The sequence below is a fragment of the Rhodoblastus sp. 17X3 genome, assembly GCF_030056575.1.
Lineage (GTDB): Bacteria > Pseudomonadota > Alphaproteobacteria > Rhizobiales > Beijerinckiaceae > Rhodoblastus.
The window spans coordinates 1-21478 of sequence record NZ_JASHHX010000007.1 but is presented as its reverse complement, the minus strand read 5'-3'; the positions used below and the strand labels follow the sequence as shown (position 1 = coordinate 21478).

General features: G+C 64.2%; 19 protein-coding genes and 1 tRNA gene. 15 read left to right on the top strand and 5 right to left on the bottom strand.

Annotated elements, in window-relative coordinates; all coding sequences use genetic code 11:
- The first annotated feature begins 3 nt into the window (after positions 1 to 3).
- The 5 genes from QM467_RS08625 (at position 4) to QM467_RS08605 (ending at position 4172) form a co-directional block, all read left to right on the top strand.
- A complete protein-coding gene (locus QM467_RS08625; RefSeq protein WP_283365904.1) occupies positions 4 to 987 on the top strand; it encodes an ABC transporter permease subunit in 984 nt (327 codons plus the stop codon).
- Positions 984 to 2117: an amino acid ABC transporter permease gene (locus QM467_RS08620; protein ID WP_283365903.1), complete on the top strand. Its 1134-nt coding sequence runs from the start codon at positions 984 to 986 to the stop codon at positions 2115 to 2117. The genes QM467_RS08625 and QM467_RS08620 overlap by 4 nt, the downstream gene beginning before the upstream one ends.
- 118 nt (positions 2118 to 2235) lie before the next feature.
- Positions 2236 to 2934, top strand: a complete 699-nt coding sequence (locus QM467_RS08615; protein ID WP_283365902.1) for an aquaporin — start codon at positions 2236 to 2238, stop codon at positions 2932 to 2934.
- A 128-nt stretch (positions 2935 to 3062) separates the two neighbouring features.
- Positions 3063 to 3485 (top strand): nucleoside-diphosphate kinase, encoded by a 423-nt coding sequence (ndk, locus tag QM467_RS08610; protein WP_283365901.1) that lies wholly within the window; start codon positions 3063 to 3065, stop codon positions 3483 to 3485.
- A gap of 333 nt (positions 3486 to 3818) precedes the next feature.
- Positions 3819 to 4172, top strand: coding sequence for a septal ring lytic transglycosylase RlpA family protein (locus tag QM467_RS08605; protein WP_342395115.1), 354 nt, complete (start codon positions 3819 to 3821; stop codon positions 4170 to 4172).
- Between the two features lie 95 nt (positions 4173 to 4267).
- On the opposite strand, the gene QM467_RS08600 is transcribed toward QM467_RS08605, so the two are convergent.
- From QM467_RS08600 to purM, 3 genes are all read right to left on the bottom strand, one after another.
- Entirely contained in the window at positions 4268 to 4972 is a 705-nt protein-coding gene (locus tag QM467_RS08600) for a glutathione S-transferase family protein (protein WP_283365899.1), read from the bottom strand.
- 69 nt (positions 4973 to 5041) lie between these two features.
- Positions 5042 to 5698, bottom strand: coding sequence for a phosphoribosylglycinamide formyltransferase (gene purN / locus QM467_RS08595; protein ID WP_283365898.1), 657 nt, complete (start codon positions 5696 to 5698; stop codon positions 5042 to 5044).
- Entirely contained in the window at positions 5695 to 6768 is a 1074-nt protein-coding gene (purM, locus tag QM467_RS08590) for a phosphoribosylformylglycinamidine cyclo-ligase (protein WP_283365897.1), read from the bottom strand. Before purM ends, purN begins: the two co-directional genes overlap by 4 nt.
- A gap of 145 nt (positions 6769 to 6913) precedes the next feature.
- On the opposite strand from purM, the gene QM467_RS08585 reads away from it, so the two are divergent.
- From QM467_RS08585 to QM467_RS08560, 6 genes are all read left to right on the top strand, one after another.
- Entirely contained in the window at positions 6914 to 7462 is a 549-nt protein-coding gene (locus tag QM467_RS08585) for a CDP-alcohol phosphatidyltransferase family protein (protein ID WP_283365896.1), read from the top strand.
- A gap of 18 nt (positions 7463 to 7480) precedes the next feature.
- On the top strand, positions 7481 to 8587 hold the full coding sequence (locus tag QM467_RS08580) for an AI-2E family transporter (protein WP_283365895.1): 1107 nt from the start codon (positions 7481 to 7483) through the stop codon (positions 8585 to 8587).
- A complete protein-coding gene (locus tag QM467_RS08575) occupies positions 8584 to 9309 on the top strand; it encodes a DnaA ATPase domain-containing protein (protein ID WP_283365894.1) in 726 nt (241 codons plus the stop codon). The genes QM467_RS08580 and QM467_RS08575 overlap by 4 nt, the downstream gene beginning before the upstream one ends.
- Positions 9310 to 9384: 75 nt before the next feature.
- The gene (locus tag QM467_RS08570) at positions 9385 to 11592 is read left to right on the top strand and encodes an RNA degradosome polyphosphate kinase (protein ID WP_446737752.1); all 2208 of its coding nucleotides are present in this window, start codon (positions 9385 to 9387) and stop codon (positions 11590 to 11592) included.
- Position 11593: 1 nt separating this feature from the next.
- A complete protein-coding gene (gene ppx, locus QM467_RS08565) occupies positions 11594 to 13096 on the top strand; it encodes an exopolyphosphatase (RefSeq protein ID WP_283365893.1) in 1503 nt (500 codons plus the stop codon).
- Complete coding sequence (locus QM467_RS08560) at positions 13093 to 13989, top strand: EamA family transporter (RefSeq protein ID WP_283365892.1); 897 nt, start codon at positions 13093 to 13095, stop codon at positions 13987 to 13989. Before ppx ends, QM467_RS08560 begins: the two co-directional genes overlap by 4 nt.
- A 7-nt stretch (positions 13990 to 13996) precedes the next feature.
- On the opposite strand, the gene rnd is transcribed toward QM467_RS08560, so the two are convergent.
- On the bottom strand, positions 13997 to 15187 hold the full coding sequence (gene rnd / locus QM467_RS08555; RefSeq protein WP_283365891.1) for a ribonuclease D: 1191 nt from the start codon (positions 15185 to 15187) through the stop codon (positions 13997 to 13999).
- Between the two features lie 120 nt (positions 15188 to 15307).
- Between rnd and aspS the strand changes: the two genes are divergently transcribed.
- Together aspS and QM467_RS08545 are read left to right on the top strand one after the other, a co-directional pair.
- Positions 15308 to 17137, top strand: a complete 1830-nt coding sequence (aspS, locus tag QM467_RS08550; protein WP_283365890.1) for an aspartate--tRNA ligase — start codon at positions 15308 to 15310, stop codon at positions 17135 to 17137.
- 94 nt (positions 17138 to 17231) lie between these two features.
- Positions 17232 to 18206, top strand: coding sequence for a quinone oxidoreductase family protein (locus tag QM467_RS08545; RefSeq protein ID WP_283365889.1), 975 nt, complete (start codon positions 17232 to 17234; stop codon positions 18204 to 18206).
- On the opposite strand, the gene rimO is transcribed toward QM467_RS08545, so the two are convergent.
- On the bottom strand, positions 18203 to 19555 hold the full coding sequence (gene rimO / locus QM467_RS08540; RefSeq protein ID WP_283365888.1) for a 30S ribosomal protein S12 methylthiotransferase RimO: 1353 nt from the start codon (positions 19553 to 19555) through the stop codon (positions 18203 to 18205). The genes QM467_RS08545 and rimO overlap by 4 nt on opposite strands.
- A 156-nt stretch (positions 19556 to 19711) precedes the next feature.
- On the opposite strand from rimO, the gene QM467_RS08535 reads away from it, so the two are divergent.
- A tRNA-Ser gene (locus QM467_RS08535) sits at positions 19712 to 19801 on the top strand.
- A 988-nt stretch (positions 19802 to 20789) separates the two neighbouring features.
- The coding region (locus QM467_RS08530; RefSeq protein ID WP_283365887.1) for an Ig-like domain-containing protein at positions 20790 to 21478 on the top strand (689 nt) is incomplete at its 3' end.

Here is a 21478-nt window from a genome sequence, read left to right as displayed (position 1 = left end):
GCCATGAAGGCGAGCGCCCTGCGCCGATGGGCGATTCAGGCCGCATTGCTGCTGGCGGTCGGCGCGCTATTCGCCCTCGCCATCGCCAATGCGCGCGCCAATCTGCTCGCGCGCGGCATTCCGACCTCCTTCGCCTTCCTCAACCAGGTCGCGGGCTTCAGCCTCAACCAGAGCGTCATTCCCTTCACGCCGCTGTCGTCCTATGGCCGCGCGCTGTTGGTAGGCCTGCTCAACACCTTGCTCGTCTCGGCGCTCGCGGGGGCGCTGGCGACCTTCATCGGCTTCGCGGCGGGCTTCGCGAGGTTGTCGCGCAATTGGGCATTGGCGCGGCTGGCGGGGCTCTATGTCGAGACGATCCGCAACCTGCCGCTGCTGCTGCAGATCCTGTTCTGGTATGTCGCCATTCTCTCGCCGCTGCCGGCGCCGGAGCACGCGCATCAATTCGCAGGCTTTTTCCTGAGCAATCGCGGGTTGACGATGCCGGCGCTGTCTTTCGCGCAGGGCTGGCCGGCGATCGACTGGCCGTTCTTCGACCCGTCCGTGAACCGCTACAATGTGGAGGGCGGGTTGCGCCTGCCGCCCGAGGCCTGCGCCCTGATCCTCGCGCTGGCGCTCTATACGGGCTCCTATATTGCCGAGATCGTGCGGGCGGGCGTGCAGGCGGTGCCGCGCGGGCAGAGCGAAGCGGCGGCGGCTCTGGGCCTGAGCGCGGCGCAGGCGCGGCGGCGGGTGGTCCGGCCGCAGGCGATGCGGGTGATCACGCCGCCGCTCATCAGCCAATATCTGGCGTTGACGAAAAACTCCTCGCTGGCGGCCTTCGTCGGCTTCGCCGACCTGATGCAGGTTTCGGGCACCATCCTCAACCAGACCGGCGCGGCCTTGCAGGTCATCGCCATCGACATGGCGCTTTATCTCAGCCTGTCGCTGGCCACGCTTGCGCTCATGCGCCTCTATGAGCGCCGCCTGCGCTGGGGAGGGCGGGGATGACGGACCGCTTCATCCGCGCCGAGCCCGCGCCCCAGAGGCCGCCGCCGAAATTGGCGCCGCCCTTCCTGACGCTCGCGCGCGAAAATCTGTTCGGCGACGCCTCGTCGAGCCTTATCACGATCGGGATCGTCGCGCTGATCATCCTTGCCGCGCCGCCCTTGTGGCGTTTCCTGATCGCCAACGCGGTCTGGAGCGCGCCCGATGGCGCGCTGTGCCGCGCGCCGGGAGCGGGGGCCTGCTGGGCTTACATTGCCGCCAAGACGCCGTTTTTCATCTATGGCTCCTATCCGCCCGACCAACGCTGGCGGGTCGATCTGGCCTTCGTTCTGGCGGCGGGGCTGATCGTCTGGCTGTTGTGGCCGCGCGCGCCGCGCAAGGGCGTTGCGGCTTTCGGATTTTTCGTCTTGCTGCCCTTCGTCGGCTTCGCCCTGCTCAGCGGCGCGCCGTCGCTCGGCCTGCCGCGCGTCGGGACCAATCTCTGGGGCGGCGCGATGGTGTCGCTGCTGGTGGCGCTGGCGGGGATCGTCGTCGCTCTTCCGGGCGGCGTCCTGCTCGCGCTTGGCCGGCGTTCGGACCTGCCCGCGCTGCGTTGGGTCTGCGCGGGGCTGATCGAATTCGTGAGGGGCGTGCCGCTGATCGCCGTGCTGTTCATGGCCAACGCCATGCTGCCGATCTTCCTGCCGCCGGACTGGTCGCCAGACCGCCTGTTGCGGCCGATGTTCGGCATCGCATTGTTCGCTTCCGCCTATATGGCCGAGGTGGCGCGCGCCGGCCTGAACTCCATTCCAGGCGGACAGGCGGAGGCCGCTCAGGCGCTTGGCCTCGGCCGGGTGGCGACCTTGCGCTTCGTGGTCCTGCCGCAGGCGTTGGCGGCGGTGATCCCGGCCATCGTCAATAATTTCGTGGCCCTGTTCAAGGATACGACGCTGGTGGCGATTGTCGGCATTTTCGACTTTCTGCACACGGTGGACGCCGCGCGGCTCGATCCGAATTGGGCGGGGCCGACCATAGCCGCGACCGGCTATGTCTTCGCGGGCCTGTTCTATCTCATCTTCTGCCTCGCCATGTCGTCCTATGCCCGGGGCGTCGAGCGCCGTCTCGCGGCCGGCCGTCGTCAGGACTCCATCTAGACAGGGGGAACAGGCCGGCGCCAAGGGCTTCGCGGCGGAGCAGTGTGAAAAGTCACTAGGCTCGGACTTCACGATGGTTAAGATCACGTGGCCGTTCCGGCTTTTGGGGAGCTGACATATGAAAAAATATATTGCGGAAGCAATCGGAACCGGGGCGTTGGTCTTTTTGGGCTGCGGCTCGGTGACGTTCGCCGGCATGGGCGCGGTGCTCGGTTCGGGAACGCCCTTCGCCCCGCTTGGCGTCGTCGCGATTGCGATGGCGTTCGGCTTCACTGTGACGGCCATGGCCTATGGCATTGGCCCTGTTTCGGGCTGCCACGTCAATCCGGCGGTTTCTGTCGGCGCCTGGGCGGCTGGCCGTCTCTCGACTGGCGACCTCATCGGCTATATTGTCTCGCAATGCATCGGCGCCGTCATTGGCGCGGGCGTGCTCTATCTGATCCTGTCGGGCCATCAGGGCGGCTGGGACCTCGCGAAGGACGGCCTCGGCCAGAATGGCTGGTCCGAATATTCGACCGCGTCGGCCTTCGTCGCCGAATTTGTCGGAACCTTCCTGTTTCTGGTTGTGATCCTTGGCTCGACCTCGGAAAAGGGCGCGACCACGGTCGCGGGCGTCGCCATCGGCGTAGCCTTGCTGGTCGTTCACATCAACCTCATCCGCGTCACCGGCACGTCGGTCAATCCCGCGCGTTCGCTTGGCCCGGCGCTGTTCGTCGGCGGCAAGGCGCTGTCCCAGCTCTGGCTGTTCTTCGTCGCGCCCGTGCTCGGCGCCCTTGCGGCGGGCGCCCTGTTCCGCACGAAGATTCTTGAGCCGTAAAGCATTGGAGCCCTAAGGATTTGGAACCATAAGAGGATTGCGGCGCGCGGCCTGGCTCGCGCGCTTGCCCTCGGGGGGCGCCGCGTCTATAAGCGCGGCGCCCCCTCCTTTTTACGGAATCCCGCTCCATGGCGATCGAACGCACATTCTCCATCATCAAGCCCGACGCGACCCGCCGCAATCTCACCGGCGCGATCAACGCCAAGATCGAGGCGGCCGGCCTGCGCATCGTCGCCCAGAAGCGGGTGCACATGACCCGCGCCCAGGCCGAGACTTTCTACGCCGTCCACAAGGAGCGCCCCTTCTTCGGCGAGCTGGTCGAGCAGATGTCTGCCGAGCCGGTCGTGGTCCAGGTTCTGGAAGGCGAAGACGCCATCAAGCGCTATCGCGAAGTGATGGGCGCGACCAATCCGGAAAAGGCCGACGCCGGCACGATCCGCAAGGATTTCGCGCTGAACATGGGCGAGAACTCGGTGCACGGCTCCGACGCTCCCGAGACCGCCGCGCAGGAAATCGCGCAATGGTTCGCGGGCAACGAAATCGTCGGCTGAATTTGACGGAAAGATTTCAATTCTGTGACGCCGGGCCGCAAGCCCGGCGTTTTTGTTTGTGCGCAGGGTGTTTGTTGCGGCGCAGTAAAATAAACATATGAGTCGTTACTTAAGGAACGTGTGTGTAAGTCGGCATTTATTTACGAGTATAATGCGTATTGTAATGGTTCAGATTGGAACGTATAACATTTATTACTTATATATAGTTGTCGTATAGAAAATCAAAGAAATCATACTATGTGCGTATAGCAATCAATACGCTGAATATTGCATGCTTAATATGGTCATTTTTCTGCCTGATTTGTGAATGCATGTTCCTTCATCATCAACAATATGGAGGTGGATGCATTGAAGAAGTTAGCTGTTGCGTGCGCGTTTCTTAGTTTTTCATTCCTTTCGTCGCCTATTCAGGCTCAGACCTGGTCCGGCGCGGCGTCATACTATTCGGGCAAGGGCCGTACCGCCAGCGGCGGTCATGTCGGCGCCATGACGGCGGCGCATCGGTCGCTGCCCTTCGGCACCAAGGTGCTTGTCACAAATCTCAATAATGGCCGTTCGGCCACGGTCACGATCAACGATCGCGGCCCCTTCATTCGCGGCCGCATCATCGACGTGTCGTCGGGCGCGGCGAATGTGCTGGGCATGCGCCAATCCGGCGTGGCCCGCGTTCGCGTTTCGAAGCTCTGATCTCGGAAAAAATCAAAAAAGACTGCGAGATATCCACCAGAACTGCAAAGGGCCGCCCCGAAGGCGGCCCTTTTTTTGCTGCGCCCGGCATTCGTTCAGGCGCGCGGCGGGAAATAAGACGCTTCCATCCGCCGGGCATAGGCGGCGAGATTGGGCAGTTTTTCGATTTCGTCGCGCGTCGCGCCGGTGAAATGCGGGCAGAGCGCGGCGAGCGTGAAGGCGCCGAGCGTGGCGTCGGCGCCATGCGGCTGATCGCCGAAGAGGAAGGACTTGTCGCCGAGCAGGCCGGCCGCGGCTTCGAGATCGCGCCGCGCCAGCTCCCGCCGCTCGTCCGGCGAATGGCGGAACAGGCCCTGGCCGCGCAAAGCCTGGCGCACCTTGCCGCGGATCATCGCGCGGACGAAGGGGCGCATCGGCGCGGGGAGGGAATCGAAGAAACGCGCCGGCCCTTTGGCGAAATTGGAATCGTCCATCCAGCGCTCGGCCAGGACCAGCCAGTAGAGATGATCCTCGAACAATTTCTCCAGCGCCCAGCCAATGGCCTTTTGCTCGGGCGTCAGGCCTGAATCGTAATCGAAGCCGTATTTTTGTTCGATGTGGCGACGGATGAAGGTCGTATCGGCGATGATGACGCCCGCGTCGTCGATGAAAGGCAGCTTGCCCTTGGGCGCCTTGAAGGGCGCCGTGGGCTGGGCCTTGAAGTCGAGGCCGGCCATTTTCAGCAGCAGCATGCCCTTCATCACGAAGGGGCTGCCGTCGGGCAGGCCGAAGAACGGTCCAAATGTATAGAGCGTGATCATGTCGCCTCCCAGGCCACGGTCAGGGTGGCCCGGGCGAAGCGCGACGTCAAATCGCCCAGGGGGCTTCGGTCAGACCGCGGGCCAGAGCAGGGCGTCGGGCGCGGGCGCCGCGCCATCGATCAGAACGCGCACGCCTTCGACCCGCGCGGCGCCGCCCGCGACGAGTTTCAGCGCCAGCGGATAGATGCGATGCTCCTGCGCCAGCACGCGGGCGGCGAGGGCGTCCGGCGTATCGTCCTGCAGCACCGGCACTGCGGCCTGGGCGACGATGGGGCCGGCGTCCATTTCCGGCGCGACGAAATGAACCGTGGCGCCATGGATCTTCACGCCGTCGGCCAGGGCGCGCTCATGGGTGTGGAGGCCGCGATAGGAGGGCAGCAGCGCCGGGTGGATATTGAGCATCCGGTCGCGCCATTGCCCGACGAACCAAGGCGTCAGCAACCGCATGAAACCGGCGAGGCAGATCAGGTCGATTTCCTGCGCGAGCAAGGTCTCCTGAATCGCGCGCTCGAATTTTTCGCGGTTCGAGAAAATCTTGTGGTCGACGACCGCCGTGGCGACGCCCTGCGTCCGGGCGAAGTCCAGTCCCTGCGCGTCGGCGATATTGGAGATGACCAGGGCGATCTCCGCCGGGAAATCCGGAGCGCGGGCGGCCTCGACCAGCGATCGCATGTTGGAGCCGCGCCCGGAAATGAGAATGGCGACGCGCTTGCGTTTTGCCGTCACAGGGCGAGCTTTCCGTCAAAGGTCACGCGTTCGCCGGATTGCGCCACCACCTGCCCCAGCCGCACGGGGTCCTCGCCCGATTCGCGCAAGGCTTCCTCGGCTTCCGCCGCGCGCGAGAAATCGGCGACGACGACCATGCCGATCCCGCAATTGAACGCGCGCAGCATTTCGCGCTCCGCGACGCCGCCGGCGGCCGCCAGCCATTTGAATACCGGCAGCACCGGGATGGAACCGAGCTGGATCTGGGCGCCGAGACCCTTTGGCAGCACGCGCGGAATATTCTCCGGATAGCCGCCGCCGGTGATATGGGCGAAGGCCTTGATCGCCTGGGTCTTCCGCAACGCGGTGAGTAGCGGCTTCACATAAATGCGGGTCGGCTCCAGCAGCGCCTCGGCGAGGCTTTTGCCAGGCGCGAAGGGGGCGGAATCCGTCCATTTCAGGCCGGCGCGCGCGACGATCTTGCGCACCAGCGAAAAACCGTTGGAATGGACGCCCGATGAGCGCAGGCCGAACAGCACGTCGCCGGCGGCGATATTGTTGCGGGGCAGCAGGTCGCCGCGCTCGGCGGCGCCGACGGCGAAGCCCGCGAGGTCGTAATCGGATTCCGCATAGACGCCGGGCATTTCGGCGGTCTCGCCGCCGATCAGGGCCGCGCCCGCTTCGAGGCAGCCCGCGGCGATGCCGCCGACGATCTCGGCGCCGATCACGGGGTCGAGCTTGCCGGTGGCGAAATAATCAAGGAAGAACAAAGGCTCAGCGCCCTGAACGACGAGATCGTTGACGCACATGGCGACGAGGTCGATCCCGACCGTGCCGTGAATGCCGCTCTCGACGGCGATCTTCACCTTGGTGCCGACGCCGTCATTGGCCGCAACGAGGATCGGATCGGAAAAGCCGGCCGCCTTGAGATCGAACAATCCGCCGAAACCGCCGATTTCCGCGTCAGCGCCGCGGCGCCGGGTCGCGCGCACCAGCGGCTTGATGAGATCGACCATGCGGGCGCCCGCGTCGATGTCCACGCCGGCTTGCGCATAGGTCAGTCCCGCAGTCTTTTCGTCTGGCTGCGCCATGCAAAATCCTTCCGTTCCGCAGGTTGCTCTAGCCGCTCGCGCCTGCGCTGGCAAGACTTGCGGTCCTGGCCGCACGGCGGTCTTGCGGCCTTTCCGGCCCAAGCCCTATAATCCTCGCCCGGCCGCGCTCCAGCGAATCTCCCTCATGTACAGAAAATGGTTCGCCTTCCTGCCCAATCTGATCAGTCTCGGGCGGCTGATTCTGGTTCCCGTCAGCGTGGACATGATCGCGTCGCGGCGCTGGCCCGAGGCTCTGGCCATTTTTCTGATCGCCGGCATCTCCGACGGGCTGGACGGCTGGATCGCGCGCCGCTTCGACCTGCGCACGGAACTCGGCGCCTATCTCGACGCCATCGCCGACAAGGCGCTGCTGGTCTGCGATTACGTCACGCTGGCGATCGTGGGCGTCCTGCCGCTTTGGCTCGCCTTGCTGGTGGTGTCCCGCGACCTGATGATCGTCGGCGCGGTCATCCTGTGCTGGCTGCTCGAACGCCCGATGGAAATCAAGCCGCACTGGCTTTCCAAGGCCAATACATTCGGCCAGCTCGGCTTCGTCGCCGCCGTGCTCGCGGCTCTGGCCTTCTCTGTGCCGCTGGGAAGCTGGGCGGTGGCCGGGCAATGGCTCGTCGCGGCATTGACCTTGGCCTCGCTCGCGGCCTATTTCAGACGCTGGGTGACGCATATGAGCGTCTGACCCCGGGGAATGCCGCCGATGCGCATGGAATTGCAGATCGCTTTCTGGCTTCTGATGCTGATTCTGTTCGGCTTCGCCTGCTTTCTCTTCTCCGGCGTCCTGGCGCCTTTCGTCGCCTCCCTCGCTCTTGGCTATGTGCTCGACCCGGTGGTGACGCGAATGCAGCGGATGGGCCTGAGCCGCCTCGCGGCGACGCTGGTGATCCTGTTCGTCTTTCTGGTCCTGCTGGTGATCCTGTTCTTCGGCCTCGGCCCGATCCTCGGCCGGCAATTGGTCGGTTTCGTCGAATCCTTGCCTGATTACGTCAACAAGCTGCAGGCCCTGATCTCCGACGAACTGGCCGGCCTGCTCCAGAGCTATGGCGGCGAGTGGCTCAAGAAGCTCGGCTTCGACGCGCCTTCGACCGCCGACGGGCTGCAGAAATCGCTCGGCAATTTCATCGGGCAGGGCGCGCAATATCTCGGCAATTTCCTGAAGTCGCTCTGGTCAGGCGGCACGGCGCTGGTTGGAATCATCGCGCTGGCCGTGGTTACGCCGGTCGTGACCTTCTATCTGCTGATTTCCTGGCCGGAGATGGTTGCGACCATCCGCAGCCTGATCCCGCCGCGTTATCGGCCGACCGTTTTGGAGATTTCCGGCGAGATCGATCGCGCTCTCGCCGGCTTTTTGCGCGGCCAGTCGATCGTCTGCCTCTTCCTCGGCGTCTGGTATGGCGTCGGCCTGACGCTGATCGGCCTGAACTTCGGCTTCTTCATCGGCCTGTCGGCGGGCTTTCTCAGCTTTATTCCCTATGTCGGATCGACCACGGCGCTGGTCTTTTCGGTGATCGTGGCGCTGGTGCAGGGCTGGCCGAATCTCGGCCTGCTCGGCCTCGCCATTCTGGTGGTGGAAAGCGGCCAGTTCCTCGAAGGCAATGTGCTGTCGCCCAAGCTGGTCGGCGGCTCGGTCGGTCTGCATCCGGTCTGGCTGATCTTCGCCCTGTTCGCCTTCGGCAGCCTGATGGGATTCACCGGCATGATCCTCGCGGTGCCGCTGGCGGCGGCGATCGGCGTGCTGATCCGTTTCGCGATCAAGCGCTACAAGCAGAGCGCCCTGTTCCACGACCTGGGCCCCGACGTCGCATGATCGGGCAATTGCCGCTCGACCTTCCGCATCGGCCGAGCGACGCCGAGGAGGATTTTCTCGCGGCGCCCTCGAACGAACAGGCGCTGGCGCTGCTGCGGCTCTGGCCCGACTGGCCACACAAGCTGCTGCTGCTGGTCGGTCCCGAGGGCGCGGGCAAGAGCCATCTCGGCGCGATCTGGGCGCGGAGGGCCGGCGCGCGCGTCGTTACGGCCTCCTGCCTCGAAATCGAGGCCTTGCCCGAACTGGCTTCAGCGCCCGCCCTCCTGGTCGAAGACGCCGACCGTCCGCCGCTGCGGGAAAAAGAGCTGTTTCATCTCATCAATCTGGCGATGGAGCGCGGCGTCTTCCTGCTCGTCACCGCGCGCAAAAATCCGGACGCCTGGGGGCTGGCCACGAAAGACCTGCTATCGCGCCTGCGCCGCGCCCCGGCCGTGGCTATCGAACAGCCCGACGAGGCTTTCCTGCGCGTCATTCTGGGCAAATTATTCCACGATCGGCAGATCAAGGTGGAGCCGAGCCTGATCGATTATCTGGCCTTGCGTCTGGAGCGCTCCTTCGAGGCCGCGCAGCACATCGTCTCGGCGCTCGATCGTGAGGGGCTGGCGCGGGGGCGGGCGGTCACGCGGGCGCTGGCTGCCGAACTGCTCGCCGCCTCCCCGGGCCTGGCGGCGGCGGATGATGAGGATGCGGCTGAAACCGATGCAAATGACGACGATCATTGACGGCCAGTTCTGGCTCCGCTGGGATATGTCACATAAGCTTCATACGAACGGGCCGAAAATAAGCGGGCGGGAAACATGACCGAGGCGAGGAAAGCGATGGTTGAGGTTCAGGAATTGCGGCCGGAGAACGAGACGGCCCTGAACGGAGAAGCTTTGCGCCATTCGCCGAAGCGTTTCATCAATCGCGAATTGTCGTGGCTGGAATTCAACCGCCGCGTCCTGCTCGAAGCCGCCAACCCGGCGCATCCGCTGCTGGAACGCGTGCGCTTCGTCTCGATCTCGGCCAATAATCTCGACGAATTCTTCATGGTTCGCGTCGCGGGCATTCGCGGCCAGTTGCGCAGCGGCGTCGAGACGCCCTCCGAGGACGGACTGACGCCCGCCGAGCAATTGCCGCTCATCAATGCGCGAGTCTCGGAGCTCGCCGAAGAGCAAGTGCGGCTGTGGCGGCAATTGCAGGACGAATTGAAGACCGAGCATATCGTCTTCGTCGACCCCGCCGAGCTGAGCAAAACCGAAAAGCTGTGGCTGGACGATCATTTTTTCCTGCATATCTTCCCGGTCCTGACGCCGCTCGCCGTTGATCCGGCCCATCCTTTCCCCTTCATTCCAAATCTCGGCCTGACGCTCGGGCTGGACCTCCTTCATATGGGCACTGGCGCCCGGATGAAGGCGCTGGTGCGCATGCCGAGCAAGATCGACCGCTTCATCCGCCTGCCGGAGGCGCCCTCCGGCGGCGCGCGGCTGGTGCTGCTCGATTCCATCATTTTCACCCATATCCAGAAATTGTTTCCCGGCTACAGCGTCAAGGCGCAGGGGTCGTTCCGCGTGATCCGCGACAGCGATCTCGAAGTCGAGGAAGAGGCCGAAGATCTCGTGCGGCTGTTCGAGACGGCGCTGAAACGCCGCCGTCGCGGTTCGGTGATCCGTCTTGAGACTGACACGCACATGCCGGCCGATCTGCGCGCCTTTGTCGCCGAGGAACTGGACGTTCAATCCGAAGAGGAAATCATCGCGCTGGACGGCATGCTGGCCATGAAGGACCTGTCCGAGGTCGTTGGCCTGCCGCGCCCCGATCTCAAGTTCACTTCCTATACGGCCCGCTTCCCCGAGCGCGTGCGCGACAATGGCGGCGATTGCTTCCTCGCCATCAAGCAGAAAGACCTCGTCGTCCAGCACCCCTATGAAAGCTTCGACGTGGTGGTGCAGTTCCTGATGCAGGCGGCTCGCGATCCCAATGTGCTGGCGATCAAGCAGACGCTCTATCGCACCTCCTCGGACAGCCCGATCGTCCGGGCCCTGATCGAAGCCGCAGAGGCGGGCAAGTCGGTCACGGCGCTGGTCGAGCTGAAGGCGCGCTTCGACGAAGAGGCGAATATCCGCTGGGCGCGCGATCTGGAGCGGGCCGGCGCGCAGGTGGTTTTCGGCTTCATCGAGCTGAAGACCCACGCCAAATTGTCGATGGTCGTGCGCCGCGAAGGCGGCTCGCTGGTGACCTATTGCCATGTCGGCACCGGCAATTACCATCCGATCACCGCCAAGGTTTACACCGATATTTCGCTGTTCACCGCCGATCCGGCGGTCGGGCGCGATGTGTCGCGCATCTTCAATTTCATCACAGGCTACGCCGAGCCGGCGGGGCTCGAGCGCATGGCGGTTTCGCCGATCTCGCTCAAGCAGAAACTGCTCGACCATGTCGCGCAGGAGATCGCCCACGCCAAGGCGGGGCGCCCCGCCGCGATCTGGGGCAAGTGCAACGCCCTGGTCGATCCTGAAATCATCGACGCCTTCTACGAGGCGAGCCAGGCCGGGGTCTCGATCGACCTCGTCATCCGCGGCATCTGCTGTCTGCGTCCCGGCGTGCCGGGACTGTCGGACAATATCCGCGTAAAATCGGTGATCGGACGCTATCTCGAACACGCTCGCATCTACGCCTTCGGCAATGGCCACGGCCTGCCGCACCCCAAGGCGGTGGTCTATATTTCCTCGGCCGATCTCATGCAGCGCAATCTCGACCGCCGCGTCGAATCGCTGCTGCCGGTGACCAATCCGACCACCCATGAACAGGTTCTGGAGCAGATTTTCGTCGCCAATCTGATCGACAACCAGCAATCCTATCGCTTCCTGCCCGATGGTTCGAGCGTGCGCATCGAATGCGGCCCGAACGAGGAGCCTTTCAACGTGCACAAATATTTCATGACCAATCCCTCGCTGTCGGGACGCGGCAAGTCGCTCAGTGAATCCAGCCCGAAGAGTCTTCTCAAGCGGTCGGGTCGGAATTGACATGAACAAGGCGCAAGGCAGGCTGCGGGGCGCGCGTCCCACGGCCATCGTCGACATTGGCTCCAATTCCGTCCGCCTCGTCGCCTATGAAGGCCTGACGCGCGCGCCGACGTCCCTGTTCAATGAAAAGGCCATGTGCGCGCTCGGCAAGGGCGTCGCCACCACTGGCGAACTGGCCGAGGAGGGGATGAACAAGGCGCTCGAAGCTCTGCGCCGCTTCCGCAAGCTCTGCGAATTCATGCAGATCGAGGATATTCGCCCGGTCGCCACGGCGGCGGCGCGCGACGCCCGCAACGGCCTGCAATTTCTCGCCGCGGCGCGCGAGGCCATCGGGCGCCCGATCGAGCTGATCTCCGGCAAGCGTGAGGCGGAGCTATCGGGCCTCGGCGTGATCTCGACCTTCCATCAGGCCGACGGCGTGGTGGGCGATCTCGGCGGCGGTTCGCTCGAGCTGATCGACGTCAGGAACGGCGCGGTGGGCGCGGGCGTGTCGCTCAAGCTCGGTTCGCTGGCGCTGATGGACGCTTCCGGCCGCTCGCCGAAGAACGCCATGCGCATCGCCAAGGAGCAATTGGCGCAGGCGGGGCCGCTGGACCATTTGCGTGGACGCACCTTTTACGCGGTCGGGGGCACCTGGCGTTCGCTCGGCAAGCTGCATATGGCGCAGCGCAACTATCCGCTCGACGTCATGCATGGCTATGTCATTCCTGCGCGCGACGCCGCCGATTTCGCCTCGCTGGTGGAGCGCGTCGATACGGAATCGCTCGTCGCGGTCGGCGCTATTTCCGAGCAGCGCCGCCCGGCGCTGGCCTATGGCGCGGTGGTGCTTGAGGAAATCATCCGGCGCGGCAAGCCGGGCAAGGTGGTGATCTCGACCGGCGGCCTGCGCGAGGGCCTTCTCTATGAAAAGCTCAGCGAGGACTTGCGGGCGCGCGATCCGCTGCTGGAAGGCGCGCATGAATATAACATCCTGCGGTCGCGCGCGCCGGGCCACGGCGAAGACCTGATTCAATGGAGCGACGTGTTCATGGCGTCCAGCCATATCGACGAGACGGCCGAGGAACGGCGCTTGCGCCACGCCGCCTGCCTTTATGGCGACATCGGCTGGCGCACGTCGCCAGACTACCGCTCCGACCTGGCGCTGAACCTGCTCGCCAATTCGCCTATCGTCGGCGTCGATCATCCTGGCCGGGCCTATCTCGGCATGGCGGTGGCCTATCGCCATCTCGGCACGGGCGAGGACATCGATCCCCAGATCCGCAGCCTGGCGACGCCGCGCCTGATGGACCGCGCCCGCATCCTCGGCGCGGTCCAGCGCGTCGGCTATATCGTTTCGGCCTCGGTCCCCGGCATTCTGCCGCGGACGAAACTGCGCTGCGTGAAGGGCAAGGTCGTGCTGACCCTGCCGCGCGATCTCGCAGATCTCGCCAATGACCGCCTGAACGCAAGGCTGAAGCAACTGGGCAAGCTGATCGGCCGCACGCCCTCCATCGTGATCGAATGAGCGCGCGGGCGCCGCGTGCGGAAGGCGGCGCCCTGCCGCCGCGCGAGATCGCGCTCGCCGTGCTGATCGCAGCGCTGTGGGGCGCGAGCTTCGTCGCCATCAAGGCCGGAGTGGCGCAGGCGCCGCCGCTGTTTCTCACCGCCCTGCGCTTCTTCCTCGCGGCCTTTCCAGCCTTGTTATTCATACCCCGGCCCAAGGTGAAGCTGGGCGATCTCGCCGGCTATGGGTTGTGCATCGGGGTCGGGCAGTTCGGCCTGCTGTTTCTCGCCATCCGCAATGGCATGCCGGCGGGGCTGGCGTCGCTGGTGATCCAGACGCAGGCCATCTTCACCATGGCGCTCGCCCATGTCCTGCTGGGCCAGAAGACCCGCCCGCGTCAGGTTCTGGGCGCGCTCGTCGCCCTGTCCGGCGTCGCGATCATCGGCTTTGCGCGCGGCGGCTCGACGCCGCTCACGCCCTTTCTGGCGGTGCTGGCGGCCGCGATCTTCTGGAGCGCGGGCAATCTGTTCTCGATCCGCGCGGGGCGGGCGAACATGCTCGCCTTCATCGTCTGGTCCAGCGCCTTTGCGCCGCTGCCGCTGCTGGCGCTGTCCTTCCTGCTGGAGGATCACGCCGCGATCCGGGCGGCGCTGACGCATCCGAGCGTCGCTGTCTGGGGCGGCGCGGCATTCCTCGCCTATGGCGCGACCATGGTCGGCTTCGGGCTGTGGAGCCATCTGCTGAGCCGCTATCCGGCGGCTCAGGTCGCGCCGTTTTCGCTGCTGGTGCCGGTGTTCGGCATGGCTGCGACCGCTCTGGTCTTCGGTGAAACGCTCGGCGCCGGCGTGCTGGCGGGGGCCGCGGTCGTCCTGACCGGGCTGGCCCTCGCAGTCACGCAGGGGCGGCGCTCATAGCGCCCGCTCAGGCGCCGCTTTCAGCCTGGCCTTCGGCCCCGTCCTGCGCCTCATGCCATTCCAGCGTGACCACGCGGTTGTTCTCCACCGTCAGAGCGAGGCGGCCATGCTTGAGCTGGACCGCCTTGGCCCCGAACAGCTCGCGCCGCCAGCCCTTCAGCGCCGGAATATCGGCCTTGTCGTCGGCGGCGAGGGTTTCAAGCTCATCGGTGGTGGCGATCATCTTTGCCGCCACGCCCTGCTTTTCCGCGACCTGACGCAGCAGAACCTTCAGCAGCTCGACGGTGGCGCCGCCATTGCCGCCGCGCCGCTCGCGCTCGAATTTGGGCAGGGTCTTGGGGTCGCGCTCGAGGCCGCGCTCGATCGCGGCGAGGATCTCGGCGCCGGCGCGCGAACGCTCCATGCCCCGGGGAAAGGCGCGCAGATCGCCCAGAGCCTCGGCGGTGCGCGGGGCGGCGAGGGCGACCTCGGTGAGAATGTCGTCCTTGAGGACGCGCGAGCGCGGCACGTCGCGGCTTTGCGCCTCATGCTCACGCCATGCCGCCAGTTCCATCAGCACGGCGAGGTCGCGCGGCTTGCGGGCGCGGTGGGCGTAGCGCTCCCAGGCGCGGTCCGGGCGCTGCTCATAGGTCTCGAAATTGCAAAGCGTGCCCATCTCGTCGGCCAGCCAGTTCAGGCGGCCGGTCTTTTCCAGCTTCTGGCGAAGGGCCTTGTAGATGTCGCGCAGATGGGTGACATCGGCGATGGCGTAATCGATCTGGGCGTCGCTGAGCGGGCGGCGCGACCAGTCGGTGAAGCGCGAGCTTTTGTCGAGCGTCACCTTGCAGATGCTCTGCGCCAGTTCGCCATAGGCGATCTGATCGCCATAGCCACAGACCATGGCGGCGACCTGCGTGTCGAACAAGGGCGCGGGAATCATCTTGGCCAGATGCCAGACGATTTCGAGATCCTGCCGCGCGGCGTGGAACACCTTGACCACGTCCCGATTGGCCATCAGCTCGAAAAAGGGCGTCAGATCAAGCCCCTCCGCGATGGCGTCGATAGCGACCGCCTGATCCTCGCACGCAAGCTGGATCACGCAGACTTTTGGCCAGAAGGTCGTCTCACGCAAAAATTCGGTGTCGACCGTGACGTAGGGATATTTTGCGAAGGTCTGGCAGATGGCGGCCAGATCGCTGGAATCTGTGACAAGGCTCATGAAATCTACATAATCCAAGGCTTTCGCGGCGGCTAGGGCCTTCCGTCAAAAACCCGCCCCCTTCACGCGAGGGCAAAATTCCGCTAGGCAGCGCGCAACGCTTTTTCCGTCTGGATTCCCATGCACGCCTATCGCACACACACCTGCGGCCAGCTCCGCGAAGAAAACATCGGCCAGACCGTCCGCCTGTCCGGCTGGTGCCACCGCATCCGCGACCATGGCGGCGTGCTGTTCATCGACTTGCGCGACCATTACGGCCTGACGCAATGCGTGGTCGATCCCGATTCTGCCGCGTTCAAGCTGGCCGAGACTTTCCGCTCGGAATGGGTGGTGCGGCTCGACGGCGAAGTGCGCCGCCGCCCCCAGGTCGAGGGCAAGAGCACCGATAATGACGACATGGCCACCGGCCGGATCGAGATCTATGTCCGCGACGCGCAGGTGCTCGGCCAGGCCGCCGAACTGCCGCTCCCCGTTTTCGGCGAGCAGGACTATCCCGAGGAAACCCGCCTCAAGTACCGTTTCCTGGACCTGCGCCGCGAGCGCATCCACAACAACATCATGCTGCGCGGGCAGGTGGTCGATTCGATGCGCTCGCGCATGAAGGCGGCGGGCTTCAATGAATTCCAGACGCCGATCCTGACCGCCTCCTCGCCCGAGGGCGCGCGCGACTTTCTGGTGCCCTCGCGCATCCATGCCGGCAAGTTCTATGCGCTGCCGCAGGCGCCGCAGCAATATAAGCAGCTGCTGATGATGGCCGGCTTCGACCGCTATTTCCAGATCGCGCCCTGTTTCCGCGACGAGGACCCGCGCGCCGACCGGCTGCCGGGCGAGTTCTACCAGCTCGACGTTGAAATGAGCTTCATCACGCAGGAAGATGTGTTTCAGGCCATCGAGCCGATCATCACCGGCATTTTCGAGCAGTTCGGTGGCGGCAAGCCGGTCACGAAGAACTGGCCGCGCATCCCCTATGCCGAGGCCATGCGGAAATATGGCTCGGACAAGCCCGACCTGCGCAACCCGATCGTCATGCAGGAGGTTTCCGAGCACTTCCGTGGCTCCGGCTTCAAGATTTTCGCGCGTCTGCTGGAATCTCCAAAGAACGAAGTCTGGGCGATTCCCGCGCCGGGCGGCGGCCAGCGCACCTTTGCCGACCGCATGAACAGCTGGGCGCAGAGCGAAGGTCAGCCGGGCCTCGGCTATATTCTGTTCTTCGACCGCTCCAAGGACGAAACCAGCCTGAAAGCCGACGCCAACGCCAGCGGCGTCGGCGGGCGTGGGCCGCTCGCCAATAATATCGGGCCGGAGCGCGTCGAGGCGATCCGCGTCCAGTTGGGCCTGAACGCCGGCGACGCCGCGTTCTTCGTGGCTGGCGACCCCGACAAATTCGCCAAATTCGCGGGCGCCGCGCGCATCAAGGTCGGCGAGGATCTGAACCTCGTCGATACCGAGCGGTTCGAACTGGCCTGGGTCGTCGACTTCCCGATGTATGAATATAACGAGGACGAGAAGAAGATCGACTTCGGCCACAACCCCTTCTCCATGCCGCAGGGCGGGCTGGAGGCCCTGCAGACGCAGGACCCGCTGACAATCAAGGCCTTCCAGTACGACATCGCCTGCAACGGCTTCGAGATCGCCTCGGGCGGCATCCGCAACCATCGCCCGGAATCCATGGTCAAGGCTTTCGAGATCGCCGGCTATGGCGAGGAGACGGTGATCGAGCGCTTCGGCGGCATGTATCGCGCCTTCCAGTATGGCGCGCCGCCGCATGGCGGCATGGCGGCTGGAGTGGACCGCATCATCATGCTGCTCGCAGGCGAGCAGAACCTGCGCGAAGTTTCGCTGTTTCCGATGAACCAGCGCGCGGAAGACATCCTGATGGGCGCCCCGTCGCCCGCCACGCCGAAGCAGCTCCGCGAGCTGCATTTGCGTGTCTTTGAGGCCGACAAGTAAGAGGGGCGCAAGCTCCCTCTTGCATCCTCGCCCTGAGCCGCGCATTGCCGCAGCGGTCCCAAGCGCCTAGATTTGCTCCAAACGGAGGAAATCCATGGTCAAGGCGATCCGCGTGCATGAAACCGGCGGCCCCGAGGCGCTGCTTTACCAGGATTACGATCTGCCCGCGCCCGGTCCGGGCGAGGTGCAGATCAAGCAGCACGCCGTCGGCGTGAATTTCATCGACGTCTATTTCCGCACCGGCGCCTATCCGGCGGCGACCAAGCCTTTCATTCCGGGCAATGAGGGCGCGGGCGAGATCGTCGCGCTCGGCGAGGGCGTCGCCAAGTTCAAGCTGGGCGACCGCGTCGCCTATGCCGGAACGCTCGGAGCCTATGCCGCCACGCGCAATATCGAGGCGAAATTCGTCGTGCCGCTGCCGGAAAACGTCTCCTACGAGACGGCGGCGGCGATGATGCTCAAGGGCCTCACAGCCGAATATCTGTTGTTCCGCTCCTATCCGGTGAAAGCGGGCGACACCATCCTTATCCATGCGGCGGCGGGCGGCGTCGGCCTCATCATGTGCCAATGGGCGAAACTGCTCGGCGCGACGGTGATTGGCACTGTGGGGAGCGAGGAAAAGGCCAAGCTGGCGCGCGAAGCCGGCGCGGACCACACCATTCTCTACCGCAGCGAGGATTTCGTCGCCCGCGTCAAGGAGATCACCGGCGGCAAGCTGTGCGCCGCGGTCTATGACAGCGTGGGCAAGACCACTTTCCCGGGCTCGCTCGATTGTCTGCGGCCTTTCGGCTCGTTCATCAGCTTCGGCGCGTCCTCCGGTCCGATCGAGCCCTTCAGCATCGGCCTGCTGGCCCAAAAAGGATCGCTCTATGCGCAGCGGCCGAGCCTGTTCGCGTATATCGCAGACGAGGCGCGGCTCGGAGAAATGGCGGGGCGGCTGATGGCAGTCGTCGGCTCAGGCAAGGTCAAGATCGCGATCAACGCCCGTTACAAGCTGGCGGAAGCTGCTGCGGCGCATATCGCGCTGGAAGGCCGCGAAACCACCGGCGCGACCGTGCTGCTCCCCTAAACTGCCGTCCCGTGAAGGTCGTAAGCCTCGGCGCGGTCGATCTTCACGGTGACGATGTCGCCGACGCGCAGGGGACGCCGCGAGGCCACAAAGACCTTGCCGTCGATCTCCGGCGCGTCGGCTTTGCTGCGGCCCTCGCCGCCGCCGGGGGAGACCTTGTCGAGAATGACGGCGAGGCGCTGGCCGACCTTGGCCTTCTGGCGCGCGGCGGAAATCTTTTGCTGCTTTTCCATGAAGCGACGCCAGCGGTTCTGCTGGACCTCGGGCGGGACTAGCTCAAGGCCGAGTTCATTGGCCACGGCGCCGGCGACCGGCTCATATTTGAAGGCGCCGACGCGGTCGAGCCTGGCCTCGTCGAGCCAGTCGAGCAGGATCTGGAAATCCTCCTCCGTCTCGCCGGGGAAGCCGACGATGAAGGTCGAGCGCAGGGTAAGATCGGGGCAGATGGCACGCCAGGCGTGGATGCGGTCGAGCGTCTTCTCGACATTGCCGGGGCGCTTCATCGCGCGCAGCACATTGGGCGCGGCGTGCTGGAAGGGTATGTCGAGATAGGGCAGGATCTTGCCCTCGGCCATCAGGGGCAGCACGTCGTCCACATGCGGGTAGGGATAGACATAATGCAGGCGAGTCCAGACGCCGAAGCGTCCCAGTTCCTCGGCGAGGTCGTAGAAGCGAGCGCGCACCTCGCGTCCGTCATATTCGCTTGAGGCGTAGCGCAGGTCCTGGCCATAGGCGGAGGTGTCCTGCGAGACGACGAGCAGCTCCTTCACCCCGGCCTTGACCAGCTTCTCCGCCTCGCGCAGCACCTCAGCCGCCGGGCGCGAGACGAGATCGCCGCGCAATTTCGGAATGATGCAGAAGGTGCAACTATTGTGGCAACCTTCTGAAATCTTGAGATAAGCGTAATGACGTGGCGTAAGCTTAACGCCCTGCGGCGGCACGAGATCCACGAAAGGATGCGGCGCGGGCGGCGCGGCCTTATGCACGGCTTCCATGACGCTTTGATAGTCCTGCGGGCCTGTGATGGCGGCGATATTGGGATAAGCGTCGAGGATCGGGCCGGGCTCGGCGCCCATGCAGCCGGTGACGATAACCTTGCCGTTCTCCTTGAGCGCCTCGCCAATGGCGGCAAGCGATTCCGCCTTGGCGCTGTCGAGAAAGCCGCAGGTGTTGACGATCACTGCGTCTGCGCCGTGATGGTTGCGGCTGATGGCGTAGCCCTCTGCGCGCAGGCGTGTCAGAATCCGCTCGGAATCGACCAGCGCCTTCGGGCAGCCGAGCGAAACGAAGGAAATCGTGCGGCTCTCGCCCGCGTTCGGGTCCATGGTCGTGTCGGCGCTGTCGTTCATCTCTGGGGCAATGGTCCTGGCTGGGGCGGCATGGGCCTTTTGTTAAGCGTTTCGCGCGGAAATAGAAAGGCGATGCGGCTTTAATGAGACCGCGCGCGAACTGCTACTTAGATCTTGCCTTTCCCGCGCGGAGAGGCCAGAAGGCGGATCGCTGAAGGAAGGGTGGCCGAGTGGTTTAAGGCAGCGGTCTTGAAAACCGCCGTGGGTGCAAGCCCACCGTGGGTTCGAATCCCACCCCTTCCGCCAGCCAAGCCTGTATTGAGCTGATATAAAAAGATATTTTATGAACTTCCGCGTAGGGCTCCACTTTAGGCCCCACTTCAGGCGTGAAATTTGTTGGGTGGCCCGCCATTGACGCGGGCGAGCAATTCTTCGGAAATAGTTCAAACAACAGGCTTCAACTGTCGGGCCGCAGCTCAGTGCGATGCTGGCAAGGCGGAGGAGTTGCCGGACGTCGCCCAAATGCCAAAAAAGCGTCTACGCTAGCTTGTGGCCTTTATGTCGGCGCCTTCGACGGCAGCCTTGATCGCGTCGATCCGGCAACGAATTTCATCGATAGCGAAAATCTGCCCCGCGGACTTCGCCTTGGTCATCGTCGCCCCCTAAATTCGCGAAAGAGAAAAAAAGAGCGCCGCTTCCAATTCGGCGTGAATAAATTGCGCTATGCAAAGACACGAAATAATCGCCGCGCTCCCCGACTTCCCGCATGGTCTGCTGGCGACGGGAGCAGAGATCTGGCAGGACGTCTCTTGTGACGCGTCCAGTTGAGTATATTCGGCGCAAAAGGCGCAAAAACGCAGGTGCTCGGCTTCACACGGTCGTCAAAGCCACTCAGTTCATTGACGGTCTTATGCGCAACACGCATATCGGTCTTGCACTCAGCACTGAAATAATCACCACGGCGATATAAGAAGCGCCGTGCTCCGGCTGAAAGCGGGGCTCAGCGCGCCGGGGAGATACGGGCGAATTTTATGTTGCAAATCAGCCACGTTCTCCGCCAATCTACCGCACAATCTCAAAAGCGCCAACGAATCCTCCGCCTTTGGTAAGGAGGCGATTGCGCTGTGCCTATAGGTAAGCTCTATATGTGGCGCTCGATGACATCGGGTGTTTCGCGGGGGCGATTACCTTGTTTGGCAACGGAAAAAGCGCTCTCGCAGCGCAGCGGATGTTTTGTGCGTCGGTCGCCTGGGGGGCATCTGCTCGCTCCATTCGCGCGCTTTTGGCGAGCTTGTTGCTCCTGCTCGGATTGTCTTTCGCCGAAGCGGCGAGGGCGCAGACCCTGACAGTCAGCGTCAGCCCGACTACTTTTTCGTCATCTGGCCAGGTCCTTCATTTCACTTACACGTTCAATTCGGGCAATTACGTCATTACGAGCCTGTCGATCACCACCGCTCTCGGCATTGCGGTAAGTTGTCCTGGTCCTTTCACAAATAACACCAATCAGACGACGACCTGCACCGGGTCCTACACGACGAAGCCCACCGACGTGGGCGTCGGCGTTCTGGACGTCGCGCAATTCAATTTGATGGCCTTCGCCACGCCGGTCAGCGGCACCCAGCAGAACAATTCGACGTGGGTCCCCTATGTTGCGGCGGTACTGCCGCAACCGAGCGTCTCTGTCACTTCTTCGGCCGACCCTTCCGTGATAGGCCAGAGCGTCACGTTTACGGCGCACGTCGCTGCGGTGGCTCCGGCCGTCGGCACGCCGACGGGAACGGTGACCTTCCTCGACGGCGGAACGACGATCGGCACGGGCTCGCTTGCCGGCGGGGTCGCGACTTTCACCACGTCCACCCTTTCCGGGGGAAATCATACGATCACGGCGTCCTATGGCGGCGACAGCAATTTCAGCAGCGCCACGGGCAGCCTCGCAAGCAATCCGCAGGTCGTGAACAAGGGCGCGACGACCACAACTTTGTT

What these genes read in the sequence shown, in the direction of transcription:
- QM467_RS08615 (WP_283365902.1), top strand. Translation starts at nt 2,236, where the DNA reads ATGAAAAAATATATTGCGGAAGCAATCGGAACCGGGGCGTTGGTCTTT.
- QM467_RS08580 (WP_283365895.1), top strand. Translation starts at nt 7,481, where the DNA reads ATGCGCATGGAATTGCAGATCGCTTTCTGGCTTCTGATGCTGATTCTG.
- QM467_RS08620 (WP_283365903.1), top strand. Translation starts at nt 984, where the DNA reads ATGACGGACCGCTTCATCCGCGCCGAGCCCGCGCCCCAGAGGCCGCCG.
- purM (WP_283365897.1), bottom strand. Translation starts at nt 6,768, where the DNA reads ATGGCGCAGCCAGACGAAAAGACTGCGGGACTGACCTATGCGCAAGCC.
- rnd (WP_283365891.1), bottom strand. Translation starts at nt 15,187, where the DNA reads ATGAGCCTTGTCACAGATTCCAGCGATCTGGCCGCCATCTGCCAGACC.
- QM467_RS08570 (WP_446737752.1), top strand. Translation starts at nt 9,385, where the DNA reads ATGACCGAGGCGAGGAAAGCGATGGTTGAGGTTCAGGAATTGCGGCCG.
- aspS (WP_283365890.1), top strand. Translation starts at nt 15,308, where the DNA reads ATGCACGCCTATCGCACACACACCTGCGGCCAGCTCCGCGAAGAAAAC.
- QM467_RS08605 (WP_342395115.1), top strand. Translation starts at nt 3,819, where the DNA reads ATGGAGGTGGATGCATTGAAGAAGTTAGCTGTTGCGTGCGCGTTTCTT.
- ndk (WP_283365901.1), top strand. Translation starts at nt 3,063, where the DNA reads ATGGCGATCGAACGCACATTCTCCATCATCAAGCCCGACGCGACCCGC.
- QM467_RS08585 (WP_283365896.1), top strand. Translation starts at nt 6,914, where the DNA reads ATGTACAGAAAATGGTTCGCCTTCCTGCCCAATCTGATCAGTCTCGGG.
- ppx (WP_283365893.1), top strand. Translation starts at nt 11,594, where the DNA reads ATGAACAAGGCGCAAGGCAGGCTGCGGGGCGCGCGTCCCACGGCCATC.
- rimO (WP_283365888.1), bottom strand. Translation starts at nt 19,555, where the DNA reads ATGAACGACAGCGCCGACACGACCATGGACCCGAACGCGGGCGAGAGC.
- QM467_RS08560 (WP_283365892.1), top strand. Translation starts at nt 13,093, where the DNA reads ATGAGCGCGCGGGCGCCGCGTGCGGAAGGCGGCGCCCTGCCGCCGCGC.
- QM467_RS08600 (WP_283365899.1), bottom strand. Translation starts at nt 4,972, where the DNA reads ATGATCACGCTCTATACATTTGGACCGTTCTTCGGCCTGCCCGACGGC.
- QM467_RS08625 (WP_283365904.1), top strand. Translation starts at nt 4, where the DNA reads ATGAAGGCGAGCGCCCTGCGCCGATGGGCGATTCAGGCCGCATTGCTG.
- QM467_RS08545 (WP_283365889.1), top strand. Translation starts at nt 17,232, where the DNA reads ATGGTCAAGGCGATCCGCGTGCATGAAACCGGCGGCCCCGAGGCGCTG.
- QM467_RS08575 (WP_283365894.1), top strand. Translation starts at nt 8,584, where the DNA reads ATGATCGGGCAATTGCCGCTCGACCTTCCGCATCGGCCGAGCGACGCC.